Annotated in this window: 15 protein-coding genes; 3 read left to right on the top strand and 12 right to left on the bottom strand. The window is 64.9% G+C overall.

What is annotated here, in order from left to right; translation table 11 throughout:
* Positions 1–11 precede the first annotated feature (11 nt).
* The 4 genes from LGN19_RS16330 to LGN19_RS16315 all read right to left on the bottom strand — a co-directional run bounded on the left by LGN19_RS16330 (position 12) and on the right by LGN19_RS16315 (position 7,606).
* Entirely contained in the window at positions 12–1,037 is a 1,026-nt protein-coding gene (locus tag LGN19_RS16330; RefSeq protein ID WP_226215957.1) for a substrate-binding domain-containing protein, read from the bottom strand.
* Between the two features lie 326 nt (positions 1,038–1,363).
* Positions 1,364–2,476 carry a hypothetical protein gene (locus tag LGN19_RS16325; RefSeq protein ID WP_226215955.1) on the bottom strand — a complete coding sequence of 371 codons (1,113 nt, stop codon included), beginning with the start codon at positions 2,474–2,476 and terminating at the stop codon, positions 1,364–1,366.
* A 1,091-nt stretch (positions 2,477–3,567) separates the two neighbouring features.
* Positions 3,568–5,211 carry a serine hydrolase domain-containing protein gene (locus tag LGN19_RS16320; protein WP_226215953.1) on the bottom strand — a complete coding sequence of 548 codons (1,644 nt, stop codon included), beginning with the start codon at positions 5,209–5,211 and terminating at the stop codon, positions 3,568–3,570.
* Positions 5,212–5,230: 19 nt separating this feature from the next.
* Positions 5,231–7,606 (bottom strand): TonB-dependent receptor, encoded by a 2,376-nt coding sequence (locus tag LGN19_RS16315; protein ID WP_226215951.1) that lies wholly within the window; start codon positions 7,604–7,606, stop codon positions 5,231–5,233.
* 259 nt (positions 7,607–7,865) lie between these two features.
* Here LGN19_RS16315 and LGN19_RS16310 point away from each other — a divergent pair, with 259 nt between their 5' ends.
* Both LGN19_RS16310 and LGN19_RS16305 read left to right on the top strand, forming a co-directional pair.
* Positions 7,866–8,864, top strand: a complete 999-nt coding sequence (locus LGN19_RS16310; protein ID WP_226215949.1) for an ATP-binding protein — start codon at positions 7,866–7,868, stop codon at positions 8,862–8,864.
* Positions 8,865–8,991: 127 nt separating this feature from the next.
* Positions 8,992–10,458, top strand: coding sequence for a M81 family metallopeptidase (locus LGN19_RS16305; protein WP_226215947.1), 1,467 nt, complete (start codon positions 8,992–8,994; stop codon positions 10,456–10,458).
* Positions 10,459–10,491: 33 nt separating this feature from the next.
* Here the strand turns inward: LGN19_RS16305 and LGN19_RS16300 are convergent, their stop codons facing one another.
* Genes LGN19_RS16300 through LGN19_RS16270 form a run of 7 tightly spaced genes read right to left on the bottom strand, consistent with a single transcriptional unit; the run spans position 10,492 to position 16,966 of the window.
* On the bottom strand, positions 10,492–12,153 hold the full coding sequence (locus LGN19_RS16300; protein WP_226215945.1) for a serine hydrolase domain-containing protein: 1,662 nt from the start codon (positions 12,151–12,153) through the stop codon (positions 10,492–10,494).
* A gap of 9 nt (positions 12,154–12,162) precedes the next feature.
* Positions 12,163–13,182 (bottom strand): dipeptide epimerase, encoded by a 1,020-nt coding sequence (locus tag LGN19_RS16295; protein ID WP_226215943.1) that lies wholly within the window; start codon positions 13,180–13,182, stop codon positions 12,163–12,165.
* Positions 13,183–13,204: 22 nt separating this feature from the next.
* Positions 13,205–14,566, bottom strand: coding sequence for an MFS transporter (locus LGN19_RS16290; RefSeq protein ID WP_226215941.1), 1,362 nt, complete (start codon positions 14,564–14,566; stop codon positions 13,205–13,207).
* Positions 14,567–14,590: 24 nt separating this feature from the next.
* Positions 14,591–15,019: an ExbD/TolR family protein gene (locus LGN19_RS16285; RefSeq protein WP_122944931.1), complete on the bottom strand. Its 429-nt coding sequence runs from the start codon at positions 15,017–15,019 to the stop codon at positions 14,591–14,593.
* A 28-nt stretch (positions 15,020–15,047) separates the two neighbouring features.
* Complete coding sequence (locus tag LGN19_RS16280; RefSeq protein ID WP_122944932.1) at positions 15,048–15,479, bottom strand: ExbD/TolR family protein; 432 nt, start codon at positions 15,477–15,479, stop codon at positions 15,048–15,050.
* A 3-nt stretch (positions 15,480–15,482) separates the two neighbouring features.
* Complete coding sequence (locus LGN19_RS16275; protein WP_226216032.1) at positions 15,483–16,271, bottom strand: MotA/TolQ/ExbB proton channel family protein; 789 nt, start codon at positions 16,269–16,271, stop codon at positions 15,483–15,485.
* A 56-nt stretch (positions 16,272–16,327) separates the two neighbouring features.
* Positions 16,328–16,966 carry an energy transducer TonB gene (locus LGN19_RS16270; protein ID WP_226215939.1) on the bottom strand — a complete coding sequence of 213 codons (639 nt, stop codon included), beginning with the start codon at positions 16,964–16,966 and terminating at the stop codon, positions 16,328–16,330.
* A 374-nt stretch (positions 16,967–17,340) separates the two neighbouring features.
* Here LGN19_RS16270 and LGN19_RS16265 point away from each other — a divergent pair, with 374 nt between their 5' ends.
* A complete protein-coding gene (locus LGN19_RS16265) occupies positions 17,341–18,051 on the top strand; it encodes a response regulator (RefSeq protein WP_205169303.1) in 711 nt (236 codons plus the stop codon).
* An 81-nt stretch (positions 18,052–18,132) separates the two neighbouring features.
* On the opposite strand, the gene LGN19_RS16260 is transcribed toward LGN19_RS16265, so the two are convergent.
* Positions 18,133–18,627 (bottom strand): DinB family protein, encoded by a 495-nt coding sequence (locus LGN19_RS16260; RefSeq protein ID WP_226215937.1) that lies wholly within the window; start codon positions 18,625–18,627, stop codon positions 18,133–18,135.
* Positions 18,628–18,837 lie beyond the last annotated feature (210 nt).

Here is an 18,837-nt window from a genome sequence, read left to right as displayed (position 1 = left end):
GGCGCGCTCGTTCAGGCCTGGCGCAATTGCAGGTCGGTGGCCGGCGGGGCGACCGTCGCGCCGTCGCGCACCTTGTGAGGCAGGATCAGCGACGTGCGTTCGATCGCTGCGCCGCCGATGCATTCGACGAGACGCTGCCACGCGTGGCGGCCGATGTCGCGGTTCGGCGTCGCGACGCTCGCGAGCGGCGGTGCGAGCAGTTCGCCGATCGCGATCCCGTCGAAGCCGAGCACCGACAGGTCGTCCGGGATCGAGAAGCCCGCACGGCGCAGGCCGCGCATCACGACCATCGCGAGCAGGTCGTTGCTGCAGAAGAGGGCGGTCGGACGCGTCGCATGTGCGGTGAGATGCGCAAGCACCGCGTCGGGCAACTCGGGCGCGTTGAAGTCGACTTCGACCGGCGGCAGCGTGGCGACGCCGCTTTCCTCGAGTGCCTGTGCATAACCGAGATGACGCTGGCGCGCCCGATCCGATGCGGCGAGCGAGCCGGCCAGCATCAGCACGCGGCGGTGGCCGCGCGCGGTCAGCAGCCGCACGCCGTCGTAGGCGGCGCTGCGGTTGTCGACCGATACCGACGGGCGGCGCTGCGTGTCGTTGTGCATCAACACGTAGTGCGGGCCGTCGCGGTCGAGCATGTCGAGGAGCGGGTGCGTGTCCGCGTCGGCGACCGTGAGGATCAGCCCTTCGACGCGCTGCTCGCGCAGCGTCTCGATCGCATGACGCTCGCGCGCCGCATCGTATTCGGTCGTCATCAGGATCAGCTTGAAGCCGGCCGCGGTCGCGAGCTCGTCGATGCCTTGCAGGCAGTCGGCGAACACGGGGTTCGACAACGTCGGCACGACGACGCCGACGAGCCGCGTGCGCTCGCCGCGCAGTTGCCGGCCGAGCGGGCTCGGGCGGAACTGCAGCGTGTCGATCGCGGTGCGGATCGTTTGCAGCGTGGCGGGACTGACGGTATGCGGCGCGTTGATCGCGCGTGAGACGGTGGCGATCGAGAAGCCCGCGAGGGCAGCGACGTCCTTGATGGTCGAGGTCATGTGGTAGCGCGATGTAAACGTTTTCGGCCGGGAAATTATCGAAAACGTTTGTGACTTGCCGATGACGCGTGAAGGGGGCACATCGGACAGCGCGCACGGGCTCGTATGACGAAAGCGCTCGTGAAACCACGCGTGGATTGTAGCGGCGGAACGGAGTGGCGTGTGGGCGCGCGCGAGGTGGTTGGTGATGAAGGATCGTTTCAGGCGCGTCTGCCGGCACGGTAGCGGGGTGGGCGCGCGCGCGGAACGGCGCCCCCCCCGAGGCGCGTGGCCCGCGTACCGCCCGTCGCCCCGGGTGACGGACGGTACGCAAGCGCCGACGGACGTTACAGCGCGACGAACAGCATGCCGTGCGGATCCTGAAGCGCCGACGCGTTGCCGACGCTCGTTGCGATCGGCGTCAGGTGGCCGGTCTTCGGATCGAGCTTCATCACCTGGCCCTGGCCGGCGCTGTATGCGTCGCCCTGGCTGAATGCGGCATCGACGCGGTACGTCGTGTTGTTTGCGTCGGTGAACAGCATGAAGGTCTTGTTTTGCGGCCCGGGCGCCGGCACCCAGCGGGTATCGTCGACCGGATACACGGGGCCGTCCTTGTCGTTGAAGAGCGTGAGCGTCAGCACGCTGACACTCTGGCTTGCGCCTGGATTGTGGATGAACACCAGCTTGCCGTCGGCCTGGCTGTCGAGGACGAGGTCGCCGGCCGTATCGATCGCTTCGGAATCCGGGTCCGTCAGGGCCAGCGTGACCGGCTGGTTGTAGGTCGGATTCGGTGAACCGCCGACCGACGGCGTCAGGTCGGTCGCCTGTGCATTGCCGGCCAGTACGGGGGCGACGTCGAACGTCGTGCCGTTGGCGTTCAGCGTGAGCTGGACGACCGTCGGCGCGGTGCCCGGCGTCGCCGGGTTGGATGCGCTCACGTAGACGTTCCCGTTGAGCAGTTGCATGTCGTCGAAGCCGCCGCCGTGTGCGGTCGGATTGACGGTCGCCGCGTAGGTCTTCTGCGTGCCGGCCTTGAGATCGATGATCGTCAGCTCGGGATTGCCGTCCTCATTGGCCATCGCCCATAGCGTGTTCGTATCGGCGCGGGCCATCAGGCCGTCGACGTGGCCCGGCACCGTATACGTCTTGAGCACGTTGCCGCCCAGGTCGTACTGCACGACATCGTTGGTCAGCCCCGGGACCGAGCCGTCCTTGACGTCACCCGCCTTCTGGTAGCCGATGAAGACGGTGTCGTTGAACTGGACGATCGAGTCGGGTTTGTCGGTGGAGACCGGCGCTTTCGCGAACACGGACAGCGCGTAGCCGGACGCGGTGGCCGTGTTCGGCACGGCCGCCGTATTGGTCGGTGCGATACCGGGGGTCGAAGTCGCATCGTCTCCACCGCATGCCGCAAGAAAGACCGATGCTGACATCACAATGAACAGAGGCTTTCTAAACATTTCGTTTTCCTGAATAGATGATTCGCGCCAACCGAATCGGGTTGATCTATTACCGCTGGTTACATGGGCGCGGGTCAGGCTAAGGCGCGCATATTTCGTTTCGGTGAAAAAATCGCGAACGTGCGGCGTGCCGTTCGCAACGCCGGGATCGGCTATCACGGCGTTGCTTAAGGCGGGCTTAACGAAAGGTGGCGAATCGCCCGTGTATCGAAATTCCGTCGGAAATCGGGGCATCGGCCGCGTCGGTCGAGCATGCGGATGTCAGGCGAAATCGAAGCCTTTCATTTTCCGGATGTAAGGCGCATGCGATCGAACGCGCGGCCGATCGTGCCGGCAAGCATCGGCGCGGTTGCAAGGGGCGTTGTTTCAACGGACCGGATCGGTCTCGGGGCATTATCGCGGCAGCGCGTCGCCGGTCGGGCAAGCTGCGACGGAACAAATGAGGAAGGGGGGCGCGAGCAATGGTAGAATCGCGTCCGCCCTCTTGCCGGGGTGATGAAATTGGTAAACATAGCGGACTTAAAAGATTGAGTGCCCGGCCGGAAACGGTCGGTGCAGAACCCTTCAAATTCGGTGAAACCCCTGATGCGCGCATCGAGGCAACGCCGAGCCAAGCCTCGCGGTATCCGCGAGGAAGGTGTAGAGACTAGACGGGGGGCGCCTAAGGCGCACGGGCAGCAGGCACGCCCGCGCGCGACGGTGAAGGCATAGTCCAGCGCACGAACGGCATCGCGCACGCGACGCCGGCTTTGAAAGAAGCAGTGTGACGAAAATCCGCCGCCTTAACTGGCTTGCCGGTTCGAGTCCGGTCCCCGGCACCACGATCGCTTTCAGTGCGATTCGATGAAGGGTCGAAAGCCCGCGAGAAGCCTAGCGCTCGCGGGTTTTTTGTTTTTGTGGCGTGGCATCGATTGCGATTGCCTTCGACCGAACGACGAAGCCACCGTCATCAGCGACTCGTCGAATGGACCGGCAGGGCGGTCTCCGGCGACGTCACGGCGAGTCATCACAGGCGCGTGGTGGAACTCGCACCTCCTGACGAAGCTGCAAGCCCCACCACGCAAACGTCACACCATGAAGTGACGCGATATCTACGAATCACACCGCTGTCGTGTGAAGGTCAGGTTGCGCGTGCGCGACGTGTCGATGCGAAAGCGCGTCACCTCGTGACCCGAGCGTTCCACCGTCAGGACGCCGTGGATGACGGCAAACTGACCGGCGGGGTCGAACGTGAAAATATCGTCGGCCACCGGCTCCAGCCGGTAGTCGGCACTGCCTGCGACGCCGTGCATGGTCAACATGAGTTCACCGTTCGTCACTGCGATCGTCGCACGTGCCGCGGCATCGTGACCGTGATACATGCCCGTCAGACCGGCCGACGCATCGGAGAGCGACGGTGCGTGATCGGGCAAGCGCTCGAGCGTCTCCGCGTGCCCGCAGTCCACCAGCTCGATAGCCGTTACACGTGCCGCTGCCGCCGACGCTCGAGGTTTGATCAGCAGCGTTCCGCCGGCCCCTTCATCGACCCGCAATCCGGCTTTCGTTTCGATGAGCGCCTGAGGCATCTGTCTGGCGTTGTGCAAGCTCACGTTGACTTGCCCGTCGAGATCGTCGATCACGCAATACGTCCCGGATACACGCGAGTGGTACTTGCCGAGCAAGGCTTCGTGCCCGGTAGTTTGCAGCGGCGCGGCAGGTTTCGCGCCAAGGATGGCATCGCCCAGAACGATATCGACTATCTGCGTAGCCAGTTCAACCACATTGGCTGCCGCGCCGTTCGTGAGAATGATGACATCCAGTGCGTGCCTGGCCACGGTCAGCATCTGGCAGGTGCCACCGAACACACCGCCGGCATGATGCAGCACCTCCACGTCGCGATGGGGCGTGAGCATCAGCCCGAGGGCGTAGACGCCTTCTGCGCCGCTCGAATAGTGCGGTTTGGTCAGCATCTGGCGCCAGCTTGCTTCGCTGCCGACCCGCTTGGGGCCGCGCAGGTGCGCGAGCCAGCGCAGCATGTCGTCGACCGTCGACACGATCCCGCCCTCACCGAGCACTTCCCACGACGGAAAGAGGCCGCGCATGAATCCGCCTTTTCCGTCCGGCACGTGCTGGGTCGCCATGCGCGGGCGGATGCGCATGTCGTCGGCGACCGACTCCGTGTCGACCATCCCCATCACGTCGAAGATGCGTTCCTTCAGAAAGGTCTCGAAGGGGAGGCCGCTGACCCGCTCGATCGCGAGCGACAGCAGGTGATATCCGCCGTTGCAATAGATCATCCGCTCGCCCGGCGGGAAATTGACGTCGCGTTGCCGGACTTCTGCCGCCAGCACGCCGCCACGCGGCAGCGTCGCCACGCCTTGCGCGAGCAGCGTGAGGTCGAGATAGCAGCGGTAGCCGCTCGTATGCGTCATCAGCTGGCGCAAGCTGGGATCGCCTGCCAGCAGCGGCAGTTCAGGCAGGTACGTGCGAATCCCGGCGTCGATGTCGAGCTTGCCGTCCTCGGCGAGCAGGAGCGCGGCGAGACAGGTGAAGTGCTTGCTCGTCGAGCCGATGCGCAAGCGTGTGGCCGGCGTATTGGCTACGCCGTGTTCCAGGCTTGCCATGCCGAAGCCTCGTCGGTAGAGGACTTCGCCTCGATGCGCCACGGCCACGACGAGGCCGGGTTCATCGGATTTGTTGAAGCGTTCGAACAGGGTATCCAGTTGCTTGGCGATATCGTGCGATTCTTGCGTCATTTTCAGTTGTCCCTATGATTTAGAACGGAACGGTAAGTGCCGCGCCGATCGTGCGAGGCTGAATCACGCTGACGAGCGCCGGGCCGCCCAGCGGTATCAGCGAAGTACCGGCCGCGATCAACGCGCGCCGGTCGAACAGGTTGCGAACATAGAACGCCAGGCTGAACTTCCTGAAGTCCACGCCCGCCTGGAGATCCGTGATCGCGTAGCCTGGCAACGGGTAATCCGGCCGGCCCGAGCTGGCGTCGAACCCGCTATGACGCCGGCCGACGAATCGCTGCGTAATACCCGCATACGACGGAAACCCGTGTGCGCTGAACAGATAGGTACCCGAGAGCGTCGCGGCGACCTTGGCCGAGTTCGGCAATGGCTGGCCCGCTGTCGTACCCGCGCTCGCGTTGCCGGTCGTCAGGCTGGCGTCGATGAGCGACAGGTTCGCACTGAAGTTCCAATGCGGGTTGGGGCGGAACGTGCCGGAGAACTCCAGGCCCTTGATGCGCGCGTTGCCGGCGTTGATGACCTGGTTGACGCCATCGACCGTGCCGAGCTGCTGAATGTTCTTCCACTCGATGTCGTAGACCGACGTCTCCAGCGATAGCCGCTTGTCCAGCAGGTCGGCCTTGTAGCCCGCCTCGTAGCTCCACAGCGTGTCGGGCGCGAAGGTCGGGCTGCCCGCCGCGCGCATGCCGGTGAGGGGATCGATCAGCAGGGCATTCGGGCCACCGGGCCGGTATCCGCTGGCGATGCGGACGTACGCATTGCTGTTGGCGGTCAGCGCATAGCGCGCGGTGAACATGTAGGTCTTGCTGGTGTCCGACGACGGTGCCGAGATGGTCTGGGTCGGACCGGCGAGCGTACCGGAGGTCGTCTGTTCATAGGTCTGGGTGTTGTGGGCGATCCGGACGCCGCCCGTCAGCGAAAGGCGCGGCGTGAGGTGATAAGTCAGGTCGCCGTAGGCCGCGTACTCGTTGTACGTACTGGGCGCCTGGAGCTCCGACAGGTTCGGGCCGGGCGTGCCGTCGGGCAACGTCGTCAGGAAGCCTTCGCTCGAGTTGCTGCGCTCGTGCGTATAGAAGAGGCCGGCCAGCCACTCGAGGCGCTGGTTGCCCGGCGAGGTCAGGCGAAACTCCTGGGTCACCTTGTTCGTGGTGGCCACATCCTTGGCGACTACCGAACCGAGATCCAGCCCCTGTGCTGCAAATAGCGGCCCATAGACACCGGTCAGGTCTTGCGGCGCGCTCGTGTTGATGCGTTGATACGACGTGATCGAGTTCAGGCGCGCCCAGCCGAGTTCGTATTCGATCCCGGCCGAATACAGCTGGATGTTTTGATGAAAGGGCTGCTGGGCAAACTGTCGCGTTGTCAGGTCGCCCCAGACCGGCTGCCCGTTGGCGCCGTATTCGACGTAGTTCGGATCGTTGCGATTGATGTTTTGCGAGACCGCGGACAACCGGACCGTCAAATCGCGGGTCGGCGTCAGCAGCAACGACGCGCGGGCGCCGTAGGTGTCGCCGCGATCGATGTGGGAGTCCGCCTTGGGGCCCACGGCGTCGACATAACCGCCATCGTGCTGCCCGAACACGGAGACGCGCAGCGCGGCAACGTCGGTCTTCAGCGGGATGTTCAACGCGGCGTTGGCCGAACCGCTCACGCCGCCATGCGCCGTTCCCGATACGCCGGTGCCGACCTGCCCGGAAAACTGACTCGGGTCCGGTTCGTTGGTCACGTATTTCAGCAAGCCGCCCATCGCCCCCGCGCCATACAACGTGCCCTGTGGACCGCGCAGGATCTCGACGTGGTTGAGGTCGAGCAGGCTCATGTCGAGCGCGAACGTTGCACTTTGGGAGAACAGGGTGCTGCCGCCGAACGCGACGTCGTCGATATACATGCCGACCGTCGGCCCTGTCTGAACACCCGTCGTCACGCCGCGGATACTGACCTGGCCCGACCCGCTGCCGCCACTGGCGTTCAAGTCGACACCCGGCTCCGCAGAGAGATAATCGGACATCGTTTTCGCACCGCTCTTCTGCAGTTCGTCGGCCGACAGGACATTGACCTGCATGGGGACTTCGCGAGCCGGTTCGCGTCGGCGTGTCGCGGTCACCACCACGGTATTGAGCGTCGCGCCATCCTTGCCTTGCGCTTTCGACGTCTCCGCTGCAGGGGCATTCGGTACCGCGGTGCCGGGCACCGCGGCAGGCGTCGCAGCGGACGCCGCATCAGGCGCGGCGATCTGCTGAGTCGGCACGGGCGTTTGCGCCTGTTCCTGCGCGTGCACGCCCAACGATGCCAACCCGAATACCGGTCCGACGAAGAGGGGGGCGTAACGCCCGCCGTGCCGCAGCGGTAGCGTTGCCGAAACCGCCGGGTGCTTCGTCCGGTTCTTCACCTTCATCATTGTCTCCTCCTGATTTTGCGATCGACTGAACGCGATGCCGTGTAGCGCAACTCAGGGGGAACGGTAAGTGCCGGTTATTTCTGGTTCATGTGGCGTTTGTATCGTCGGTGATACAAACGATCGGTGAGAGTGATGGCAGGCCAGGCGGGCAGACGAGGTGGACGCGGGACGAAGACATGTTTCGGGTTTGCAATAAACGGCACACATGGCCCCTACATTCACGGGCGATAATCGAAGCCATTGCTCGCTGTCGGCCATGACCATGCACAGACCCCGCTTCGATTCGGCTTTCTATCGCCTGTTCTTCGTGATGATCTCGATCATCCTCGTGATGCAGATCAGTGCCGGCCTGCTGCTCTTCAAGCTCTACAGCACCGCTCCCTTCAAGCCGCCTCCGGGGATGAGCGCATCGTTGCAGTGGGGCGCCGCGGTGATGATCCAGGTGATGCCGGCGCTGATTTCATCCTGGATCGGCGCGCGCATGCTGGCCGCCCCGTTCCGCACGCTGACCGTAGGGGCAGCTGAGCTGTCGAGGAATATCGATGCGCCGCCCATCAAGGAAATCGGCCCGGTCGAGGCGCGTCAGGCCGCCAGCGTGTTCAACACGATGCAGGCGTCGCTGCGGCGCCAAATGAGCGAGCGCAACCGCTTTCTTGCCGCCGTATCGCACGATCTGCGTACCCCGCTGACGCGCATGACGCTTCGCCTTCGATCTGCTCAGGATGTCGAATTGAGTGACCGGCTCAGAGACGACATCGACGAGATGACGCAGCTTCTGGAGGCCACGCTGTCGTTTCTGCGCAATGAAGAAGTGGTCGAGGCGTTCAGTCCGGTCGATATCAATGCACTGGTGGATGCCATCGCGGAAGATGCGGCCGAACTCGGTCAGAAGGTGACGATCAGCGGTGAGGTGCCGCCGATATCGGCCCAGCCGCTGGGCCTCAAACGCTGCCTGACGAACCTGGTTGCCAACGCGATTCGATACGGTGAAGACGCGCACATCCGCCTGATCGACACGCCGTCGTGCGTGCGTATCCAGGTTGTCGATCACGGCCCGGGCATACCGGAGTTGCAGCTGGAGCGGGCGCTGGAGCCGTTCTACCGGGTGGAAAGTTCGCGCAACAGGAACACGGGCGGGACGGGGCTGGGCCTTGCCATCGCGAACGACGTCGTGAAGCGTCACGGCGGCGAACTGGTGTTGCGCAACGGGTCGGAAGGCGGGCTGGTGGCGCAGGTCACGTTGCCGCGTCGATAGGGCGAGGGGCTCGGAGCGATCGTTGGCACTGCTCTGTTTCACGCTTGATACAGATTGCTCACAAAGCGGAAACAGCGCGTGCTTATAGTCGTTCCACGCCCTTCAATCCCTTTCGGCAGACCTCGTCATGAAAATATTCACGGCTCAGCTTTCGACGGAAACCAATACCTTTGCCCCGTGCCCGACCGGATGGGGCGGCTTCGAAGAGTTCACCATTTTTCATGGCGACGCGAGTGTGCGCGAGCCCGATGGCATGGGGCATGTGCTTGCGGAAGTGCGGCGCCTCGCGGAGAGCGACGGTCACGAAATCGTTGAAGGTCTGTGTGCCGAAGCCCAGCCGTCCGGCCGCACGATTCGTGCGGTCTACGCGTCCCTGAGAGACGAAATTCTCGATGGCGTAAAGGCTGCGTTGCCGCTGGATGCCGTGATTCTGCTGCTGCACGGCGCGATGGTGGCGGAGGGCTACGACGATTGTGAAGGCGATCTGCTCGCCGGCGTTCGCGCCATTGTCGGCCCCGACGTGCCGATCTCGGTCACGCTCGACCCGCACTGTCACTTCACGCAATTGATGAAGGCATCGGCAGATGTCTTGATTGCGTACAAGGAGTATCCGCATGTCGATGCCGTCGATCGGGCGCGCGAAGCCTATCGGCTGGCGCTCGAGATGGCTGCCGGACGCATCCGCCCGACGATCGGCGTGTCGGACTGCCGGATGGTCGGTGCCTGGCACACCACCGGCGAACCGATGGCGGGGTTTGTTCGGCGCATGAAGTCGTTCGAAGGACGCGACGGCGTGCTGTCGGTGTCGCTCGGCCACGGGTTCCCATGGGGCGACGTGCCGGAAGCCGGCGCGAAACTCTGGGTGGTGACGGACAGCGATCTCGCCAAGGCCGAGGCGCTGGCGGCGCAACTGGCGCGCGAGTTCTGGGAGCTGCGCGACGCGACGCGCCCCGCATGGCTCGATATCGATGCCGGACTGGATCGAGCGCTGGCGGTCGACGGCGGCCCGGTCGTACTGGCGGATGTCGCGGACAATCCGGGCGGCGGCGCGCCGTGTGACAGCACGTTCATTCTGCGTCGCGTGATCGAGCGACGGATTGCCAATGTTGCGATCGGGTGCTTCTGGGATCTCGGCGCCATCCAGATCTGCAAGGACGCGGGTGTCGGGGCAACGCTGAATCTGCGCATCGGCGGTAAATGCAGTGTGTACTCGGGGGACCCGGTGGACCTGCGCGTCACGGTGCGCAGTGTGGTCGAGCGGCATACGCAAAGCATCATGGGTCTCGAGCAGCCGCTCGGCCGGGCGGTGTGGGTAGAAGCGGACAACGGGCTCGACATCGCGCTGATCTCGGTTCGCACCCAGGTGCTGGGCGTGGACGCATTCACCGGCCTTGGCATCGACTTTGCCGGCAAGAAGCTGGTGGTCGTGAAATCGACGCAGCATTTTCAAACCGAATTCGCGCCGCGTTCGAAGGCCATCTTTCATGTCGCTGCGCCCGGTGCGCTCACGGTGAACTTCGCCGAACTGGACTATCGGCACCGTGACCTCAACTACTGGCCGCGCGTGTCGAATCCGTTTGCGTCGGCGATGTGAATACGTGCCGGCGCTGTTCGGCGCCGGCACGCATCAGGCATCGGCGTGCACCCGCGTGAAGGCCAGATGCCGGGTGCGCGGCGTATCGACGCGAAAGCCGGTGATGTTTGCGCGCGTTGCATCGCGGGTCAACGTGACGATTCCGGTCATGACGTCCACTGGATCGACCGGCGCCAGCCGGAAGGCATCGTGGGCCAGCGGCGTGAGGCGGTAGTCGCAACGGCCCACCGCGCCGTGCATGCGAAGAACGAGGGTTTCGTTGTCGAGTCGAATGACGGCGTGGGCGTGGGCATCGTGGCTTGCGAATGTGCCGGACATCGCGGCGGCGAGAGGCGGTGTCATCGCAGGTGCTTCGCCGAGGCGTGCGAACGTGTCGACATGGCCGCAATGCACGATGCGCAGGCTGGAGAGATCGTCCGGTGTGCAAGACGATCCCCACCGCAACGCCAGCGGCCCGTCGCCGCCCGCTTCGACCTGGACGTCGTTCAGGCCGTCGGCGCTGTCGTAGAGCGTCATCGGCGGCCTGGGGCAAAGCGGCCCCGCCAACACCAGCGCGCCGTCATGATCTTCCAGTGCATACACGGCGCCGGTGCGGGACGACCGGTAACTGCCGAGGCGCGCCACATGATCGGCGGCGCGCGCCGCGACAGGTGGGCCATCGCCACTCAGGTCGTCCGCCAGCACGATGTCGACGACACGCTTCGACAGTTCGAGCGGTGCGTCGAGCGCGCCGTTGCTGAGCAATACGACGTCAAGCCCGTGCGCCACCGACACCAGCATCTGGCACGTTCCACCGACGACGCCACCGGAATGGTGGATCAGCTCGACACCTCGATAGAGGCTCTGCGTGAGACCGAGCGAGTATCGGCTACGCTGACCGCTGGAGAACACGGGCAACGCCAGCATCTGGATCCAGGTATCGGCGTTGCCGACGATCTTGTCGCGGCATCGCAGGTGCGCGGTCCATCGCAGCATGTCGTCGACGGTCGAGACGATCGAGCCTTCACCCAGCAGTTCCCACGTCGGAAAGATACCGCGCCGGAATCCGCCGTCGCTGCCACGAATATGCATCGTCGCGATGCCGTGCTCGAGTGTCATGTCGTTGGGTACGCTCGCGGTGTCGTGCATGAGCAGGGGAGCGAAGATATGGGTCGCGACGAATGCGGCGAACCGCATCCCGCTCGCACGTTCGACGGCGAGCGAAAGCAGGTGATAGCCGCCGTTCGAATACATCATGCGTTCTCCGGGCGGAAAATTTTCGTCGCGTTGACGTTGCTGCGACGCCAGGAACGCGCCAGGCGGTGACATGGCGAGACCCTGCGTCAGTAGCGCCAGGTCCAGTGCGCATCGCTGCCCGCCGCGATGCGACATCAACTGCCGCAGCGTCGGTCGGCCCGCGGCCGGCGGCAGTTCCTGCAGATACGCGCCGATGGGGGTGTCGGCGTCGAGCGCGCCGCGCTCGCACAGGAGCAGCACGGCGAGGCAGGTGAAATGCTTGCTGACCGAGCCGATGCGCATGCGTGTGGCCGGCGTGTTGGCGATGCCGTGTTCGAGGCTGGCCATGCCGAAACCGCGCCGATACAGTAGTTGGCCGCGATGGACGATGCCGGCGATCAATCCGGGTGCATCGGCGTGGTGATAACGCGCGAACAGTGCGTCGAGCTGCGTCGTCGTGGCGGTTGAGTCCGATGTCATGTCGATAGCTCAGTGAGAGGAAGCAGGGACGCCCGCGTGGCCCCAGACCTGGGGCGGGCAGTGCAGCAGGCCGTCGATGTAGGCGACGCCCGGCTCGCGATCGCGGGCGAGGAAGATCGGTCCGTCGAGATCGACGTGATCACACAGTTGCCCGAGCAGAAAGGCGGGGGCGATCGCCAGCGACGTGCCTGCCATGCAACCGACCATCACGGACAGGCCGGCTTCGCGTACTCGCGTGGCAAGGTCGAACGCGCGCGTCAGGCCGCCGCATTTGTCGAGCTTGAGGTTGACGATGTCGTAGCGACGCGCGACCGTGGGCAGATCACCGAGATCCTGAAACGATTCGTCGGCCGCGAGCGGGATCGGACAGTCGATATGTTCGAGACAGGCGTCTGCACCGATCGCAAACGGCTGTTCGAGCATGCCGACATCGAGCCGTTGCAGCACGGGGAGCATCGCGTCGAAGTGCGCGCGCGACCAGCCCTGATTCGCGTCGACGGCGAGCGTGACTTCCGGGCGCGCCTCACGGATTGCCGCGAGGCGCGCGTCGTCGGCGGCGCTGCCGTCCAGCTTGACCTTCAGCGCCCTGGCGTGGGGCAGCCTCCGGGCGGCCCCGGCCATTGCACTCGGCGTATCCACACCGATCGTCATCGTGGTCCGCAACGGGCGCGGCGCGGAGAGGCCCGCGATGCGCCAGGCAGGCACGGCCTGCTGTTGCGATTCAAGCGCCCACAATGCCGCATCGACCGCGTTGCACGCGCCGCCGGGCGGCAAGACGTCGAGCAACTGCGCGCGCGTGACGCCCGCTTCTATCGACGCCCGGGCGCTTTCGATTTGCGCGGCGATGGATTCAGATGTCTCACCCAGGTAAAAGACCCCGGATGCTTCGCCGTTGCCGGCGTGGTGCCCGTCGTCGACGGTCACGCTCACGACGCGAGCGGCGTCGATGACGTGGCCGGTGATATGGAAGGGAGCCGCCAGCGGCCAACGTTCGATGCGCAGCGAGAGCGAGAGTGTGCGGGGTGACATGGGAGCAGGAGGAAGAAGGGAATTACGCATAGCGTTCGATTGCTTCGCGAACGCCACGGCCGGCCGCACGCATCAGAATGCAGGCGGCAAAGAAGCCGAACGCCGCCACGCAGACGATCGACCCCAGCAAGCCCTGGCTGAACGCGTGCAGACGATCCGACATGAAGCCGATGAACACGGGGCTGCCGGATTGCACGACGATCGTCGTCAGCGCGCCGATCGCCGCCACGCGCGAGCGCAGGTGGGCAGGGCAGATGTTCTGCATGATGGTGGGAAACAGCACCATGCCGGCGACCATGCAGGCGAGCTGTGCGCCGAAGAGCGCGTAGACCGGCGTAAGCGAGCCGACCGCCAGATAGAGGAACGACAGGCCGCCGGCGACCAGCGCGCCGCATTCGCAGACACGCAGTGGCGCGAGCACGCCGAAGCGCGCTTTCATGCGGCCGGCAACGAGTCCGCCGAGCACGCAACCCGCGATGCCACCGGCCATCGCCGCCACCCCCATGCCGCCGCCGGCTTCGGCCGGCGTGGCGCCGAAAGTTCGCACCGCCACGACCGGCATCCACGTCGCCACACCGCCGAACGACAGATTGACCAGTCCGATGGCACCGAAGAACTTGAGCATCATGATGGCTTCGCGCCGGAAGTAGACCGGTGCGGACGGCAGCGGCGCGGATGGCCGCTGCCGCGCGGCGGATGCTTCCGTGTCGCCGTGCCTTCCGGGTCGAATGAGCAGAACCAGCACGACCAGCACGGGGGCGGGCAGGGCAACCGCAAAAAACGCGAGCCGCCACGGCGCGAGATCGGCGAGCCCGACCGGCAACGCGCCGTGCACCGCCGCGATGCCGTGCATCAGTGCGCCGCCGAGCGCCATCCCCGCACCTGAGCCCAACAGGTTGGCGAGCGCGAAGATCGCGTTGGCGAGCACGCGCTGGCGCGCAGGGAAGAGATCGGGAATCAGGCCGTAGATCACCGGCACCAGTCCGGCTTCGCCGATCCCCAGCCCGACGGTGGCGATGAACAACTGCCAGAAGTGGGTGGTCATGCCGCAGATCGCGGTGGCAGCGCTCCAGACGATGACGCACGCGACCAGCACCACACGGCGATCCACGCGGTCGGCGACCCAGCCGATCGGCAGCGAAGCCACGCCGGCGAACAGCGCGATGCCCGCGCCTTGCATCAGGCCGATTTGCGTGTCGGTCAGCCCGAAATCGTGGCGGATGGGCTCCGTCAGCAGGATCAGCATCTGACGGTCGACGAACGCGAAGAACGCCACGATCACGAGAATCGCCAGGCCGAACCACGCGAGTGGTCCGGCGGGTGATTCCGATGGCGGGCTCGGGGTCGCCACGGGGGCGAGCACGTCGGGGTTGGCGTCGAACATGAGGGCTCCGTGATGAGAATGCGGTTACTGCATGAACTGCTCGTTGCCCACGAGCCCGATGCGGTTCGCGCCGAGCCGCTGCGCGGACGCCATGACCATGGCGACGGCTCGGTAAGGCGCCGCCTTGTCGGGCCGCAGATGCAGTTCGGTCGGCGCGGGGTTGACGGCGACGTCGTGCAAACGCGTTTCCAGTTGCTCGCGCGAACTCAGCGTCTCGCCATTCCATGCGATGGTGCCGTCGGCCGCGATATCGATCTGCACCACGGGCGGTGTCTGCAGTTGCGACGGCGGCGCGCCGGTCGGCATGTCGAGCTTGACCGCGTTCGTCTGGATCGGAATGGTGAGGATCAGCATGATCAGCAGGACCAGCATCACGTCGATGAGCGGTGTGGTGTTGATCTCGATCATCACGTCGGGTTCGTCGGCGTTGCCGGTGGGCATCGTCATGGCCATCTTGGGTCTCCTTGTCGGTGTGGAGGGATCATTGGCGCGGCGGCGGTTCGGTGATGAAGTCGACCTTGACGATGCCCGCCCGCTGGCAGGCAAACACGACCCGGCCGATGGCCGCGTAGCGCGCGTCGAGATCGCCGCGGATGTGCACTTCGGGTTGCGGCGATTGCACCGCAACCGCCTTGAGCTTCTCGACGAGCGTTGCCGCGTCCGGTACGCGCCGTTCGTCCCAGAACACGTCGCCTTCTTTCGTCACGGCGAGAATCACGTTCTGCGGGGTCGTTTGCAGCGGCTGCACGGCTTCCTTGGGCAGCGTGACCGGCACGGTGTGCGATACCACCGGAATCGTGATGAGGAAGATGATCAGCAGCACCAGCATCACGTCGACCAGCGGCGTCGTGTTGATGGACGACATGGTCTCGTCGTGCTCGGCGCCGTCGCGGGGGCCTACGGTCATGGCCATGGTTCACCCCACGCGGGTGAGGGCAGCGGCCTTGGTCGCGGCGGCGGCCCCGGCCGTGGTCGTGCCGGTCAGGATGACGATGTGCAATTCCGTCGAAAACCCGCGCACGCGCTCCATCACCGCCTTGTTGCGGCGCACGAGCCAGTTGTAGCCGAGCACGGCGGGCACTGCGACAGCCAGCCCGATCGCGGTCATGATCAGCGCTTCGCCGACCGGCCCCGCGACCTTGTCGATGGACGCCTGACCGGCGATGCCGATGGCAGTCAGTGCGTGATAGATGCCCCACACCGTGCCGAACAGGCCAATGAACGGCGCGGTCGAACCGACGGTGCCGAGAAACGCGAGGCCGTCCTGCAAGCGGCTCGAGACCGACGTGGTGGCCCGCTCGATGGCCGCCGCGACCCACTGGTTGAGGTCGACCTGTTCGACCAGCGCGCCTTCGTGATGGTCGAATGCCGCGAGACCTGTTTCGGCGATGAAGCGGAACGGGCTGCCGGCGTCCAGTTTTTTCGTGCCTTCGCCGAGACTGGCCGCTTTCCAGAAACCCGTTTCCGCCGCCTTCGCGCGGCGCAGCACGCGCGTTTGCTCGAGCAGTTTCGCGACGATGATGTACCAGCTGCCCATCGACATGACGACCAGAATGAGCAGCGTGCCGCGTGCGATGAAATCCCCGCCTTTCCAGAGCGCATCGAGGCCATAGGGATTCGACACCGTATCGGTGGCGGCGTGCGCGGCGCTGGCCGCGAGGAACAGAGCCGTCACCAGGGCGGCCTTGCGGGTACGGTTGATCATGAGTGTCTCCTGAAATGCGTTGGCAAGTAGAAAAGGAACGGCTGTCGAGGGCACCGTCAATCGAGCTTGAAAGAGAAGGGCACCTGCACGCGGACTTCCTCGCCCTGTGCGACGCAGTGGAACTGCCGCACTGCGTTTTCCGCGGCCCTGTCGAGGACCGGCGCGGCCGACTGGGTCACGCTCAGGTCCTTGACGTTGCCGTCGGTACCGACCACGAAGGTCACGACGACGTTGCCGGTCAGGTTGTCCTTGAGCGCTTCACGCGGATAGCGAATGGCGGCGCGGACCTGCGTCGAGTTGGGGCACACCACGCCGACGCTCGTCGACACCGGCGCCGCAGCGGCGGGCGGTGCCGGCGGCGCGACGGGTGCCGACGGCGCAGGCTTGGTCGATTGCGTGGTGATCGTGTTCGGCGACGGCGGTGCCGCGACGCGCACTTCCGGGGGCGGCACGAACGGCGGCGGTGGCGCGACGTGCTTCGGCGGTGGCGGGGCGATCCGCTTCGGTGGCGGTGGTGGAGGGGGCGGCGGCTTGATCTCTTCGATGATCCGCGTCTCGATCGGCTGACGAATCACGTCCACGACTTTCGTCGCGAGACCGGTGAGCAAGGCGTAGACGATCACGGCGTGCAATCCGACCACGAAGGCGATGCCGCCAATGCGCCGGACAGGTGGCTTGGGTTGTGCGTAGTTCATGTCCCGCGTGTCTCCTGCGTCGATATGACTTGGGAGCCACGTTAAGACCCGGGCATTTCTGGTTCATATCGGCTTTGTATCTGCGCTGACACAAAGTCTTTCCGGTTGGGCAATGTTGCGGCAGGACGCGCGAAACCAGACGGGGCGGCGCAGGCGGACGATGCTCGGCGGCGTCTCTTCGGGAAAATACCGGGCGGGTTATCCATGACGCGAATGCTCGTCAGGCATCCCGATTTTTCCGGATGACCTTGTGGGGCAAGGTGCCGGGGCAATTATTTCAACGCTGCAACAATTCGTGCAAAAAGCCCTTATATTGACGGGCAATAATGAGTGCGGGGCACATCTCACCGCCGCAACATCGGAGACAAGACGCCGTGAACAAAGCGATTCGTATTCTCGTCGTCGACGACGACTCGCAGATTCGCAGCCTGTTGTGCGACTGCCTTGCAGACTTCGGCATGACGACCGCGCAAGCCGGCACCGGCGCGGAAATGCATCACGCGCTCGGGGAAGGCGGCTTCGATCTCGTGGTGCTCGACCTGATGCTGCCGGACGACGACGGCCTCAATCTCTGCCGCGAGATTCGTGCGACATCGGAGATTCCATTGATCATCCTGACCGCTCGCGGCGAGATGACCGACCGGATTGTCGGGCTGGAACTGGGTGCCGACGACTATATCGTCAAGCCGTTCGAACCGCGCGAACTGGTCGCGCGCATCCAGACGATCCTGCGCCGCGTGCGTGCGCAAACGCAAGGCCGGACGAGGGCGCAGGAGGAAAGCCGGTTTGCCGGATGGCGGCTTCACCAGATCGGCCGCCACCTGATTGCCGCCGACAATACGGTCATTCCGTTGTCGAACGCGGAATTTCGCCTGCTCAACGCGTTCCTTGCCGCGCCGGGGCGAGTGCTGAGTCGCGAATACCTGATGGATACCGCGCGCGGCAAGTCGATCGACACTTTCGACCGCAGTATCGACGTACAGATATCGCGCCTGCGTCAGAAGTTGCGCGAGGACATCAAGGAGCCGCGCCTGATTCGCACGATTCGCGGCGAAGGCTACATGCTGGATGTCGGCCATCGTTAGGTGTGCGTGCCGATCGATGCAGCTGAGCATCAGCATGCGATGCAAGCGGGGCGCCGGACGGTTCGCCGGCGCGTTCCGTCATCATCGACTCAAATAGACCGGCAGGTCGGTCTCCGGCGGCGTCACGCCAAGTTCGAACAGCATCTGGCACACCCAGCCACGGTGGTACGTCTTGTGGTTGTACAGGTGCAAGAGCATCGCGCCACGCGCCATCTGCCCCGCGCGACCGGAAACGAATGCGAACGACACCGTTTCCGCAAGGATCGCGGCATCCTGCCCGTCGACCCATTCGATCAGCCACTCATTGGCGTTGCATTGGGCGGCGACGAGTGCCGGCAGCGTCGGGCACAGCAGGTCGCGTCGCGAGCTGAACCCGTGCTGGCGCCCCGTCAGATGCGCATGCCAGATCAGATCGACCTGATAGTTGTGATTCAGCGTCGCCAGTAGCGAGCCGAACAGCGTGTTGCTCGGGCCAACGATCTCGTGCATCGGCACATTCTCCAGCGCACCGAACAGCGTGCGGTCTGCCCAGTCGTTGTAGCGTGCGAGGAGGCATGCGGTGTCGGAATCCAGCATCGGGGCGTCTCCTTTCAGGAAGGCTCGGCGCTGCATATCAGGCGCCGAATACGAAGGTCGACAGCCATTATTGATGCATGACGACGCGTTGGATACTCGCGTTTGTTTCGCGGGCCGACCCGTTCCGGAAGCGTTGCGCCATACGGCGTCGCACCACGGTATCGTGCTGAAGCGCGGTGCACCGGCTCACATTGGGTTGCTGCGGCGCCA

This window comes from Burkholderia sp. AU30198, assembly GCF_020419825.1.
Lineage (GTDB): Bacteria > Pseudomonadota > Gammaproteobacteria > Burkholderiales > Burkholderiaceae > Burkholderia.
Note: the sequence above shows the minus strand (reverse complement) of the source record. Positions and strands in the feature narration are given on the sequence as shown.

What these genes read in the sequence shown, in the direction of transcription:
- LGN19_RS16275 (WP_226216032.1), bottom strand. Translation starts at nt 16,271, where the DNA reads ATGATCAACCGTACCCGCAAGGCCGCCCTGGTGACGGCTCTGTTCCTC.
- LGN19_RS16260 (WP_226215937.1), bottom strand. Translation starts at nt 18,627, where the DNA reads ATGCTGGATTCCGACACCGCATGCCTCCTCGCACGCTACAACGACTGG.
- LGN19_RS16290 (WP_226215941.1), bottom strand. Translation starts at nt 14,566, where the DNA reads ATGTTCGACGCCAACCCCGACGTGCTCGCCCCCGTGGCGACCCCGAGC.
- LGN19_RS16270 (WP_226215939.1), bottom strand. Translation starts at nt 16,966, where the DNA reads ATGAACTACGCACAACCCAAGCCACCTGTCCGGCGCATTGGCGGCATC.
- LGN19_RS16330 (WP_226215957.1), bottom strand. Translation starts at nt 1,037, where the DNA reads ATGACCTCGACCATCAAGGACGTCGCTGCCCTCGCGGGCTTCTCGATC.
- LGN19_RS16325 (WP_226215955.1), bottom strand. Translation starts at nt 2,476, where the DNA reads ATGTTTAGAAAGCCTCTGTTCATTGTGATGTCAGCATCGGTCTTTCTT.
- LGN19_RS16305 (WP_226215947.1), top strand. Translation starts at nt 8,992, where the DNA reads ATGAAAATATTCACGGCTCAGCTTTCGACGGAAACCAATACCTTTGCC.
- LGN19_RS16300 (WP_226215945.1), bottom strand. Translation starts at nt 12,153, where the DNA reads ATGACATCGGACTCAACCGCCACGACGACGCAGCTCGACGCACTGTTC.
- LGN19_RS16285 (WP_122944931.1), bottom strand. Translation starts at nt 15,019, where the DNA reads ATGGCCATGACGATGCCCACCGGCAACGCCGACGAACCCGACGTGATG.
- LGN19_RS16280 (WP_122944932.1), bottom strand. Translation starts at nt 15,479, where the DNA reads ATGGCCATGACCGTAGGCCCCCGCGACGGCGCCGAGCACGACGAGACC.
- LGN19_RS16320 (WP_226215953.1), bottom strand. Translation starts at nt 5,211, where the DNA reads ATGACGCAAGAATCGCACGATATCGCCAAGCAACTGGATACCCTGTTC.
- LGN19_RS16295 (WP_226215943.1), bottom strand. Translation starts at nt 13,182, where the DNA reads ATGTCACCCCGCACACTCTCGCTCTCGCTGCGCATCGAACGTTGGCCG.
- LGN19_RS16310 (WP_226215949.1), top strand. Translation starts at nt 7,866, where the DNA reads ATGACCATGCACAGACCCCGCTTCGATTCGGCTTTCTATCGCCTGTTC.
- LGN19_RS16315 (WP_226215951.1), bottom strand. Translation starts at nt 7,606, where the DNA reads ATGAAGGTGAAGAACCGGACGAAGCACCCGGCGGTTTCGGCAACGCTA.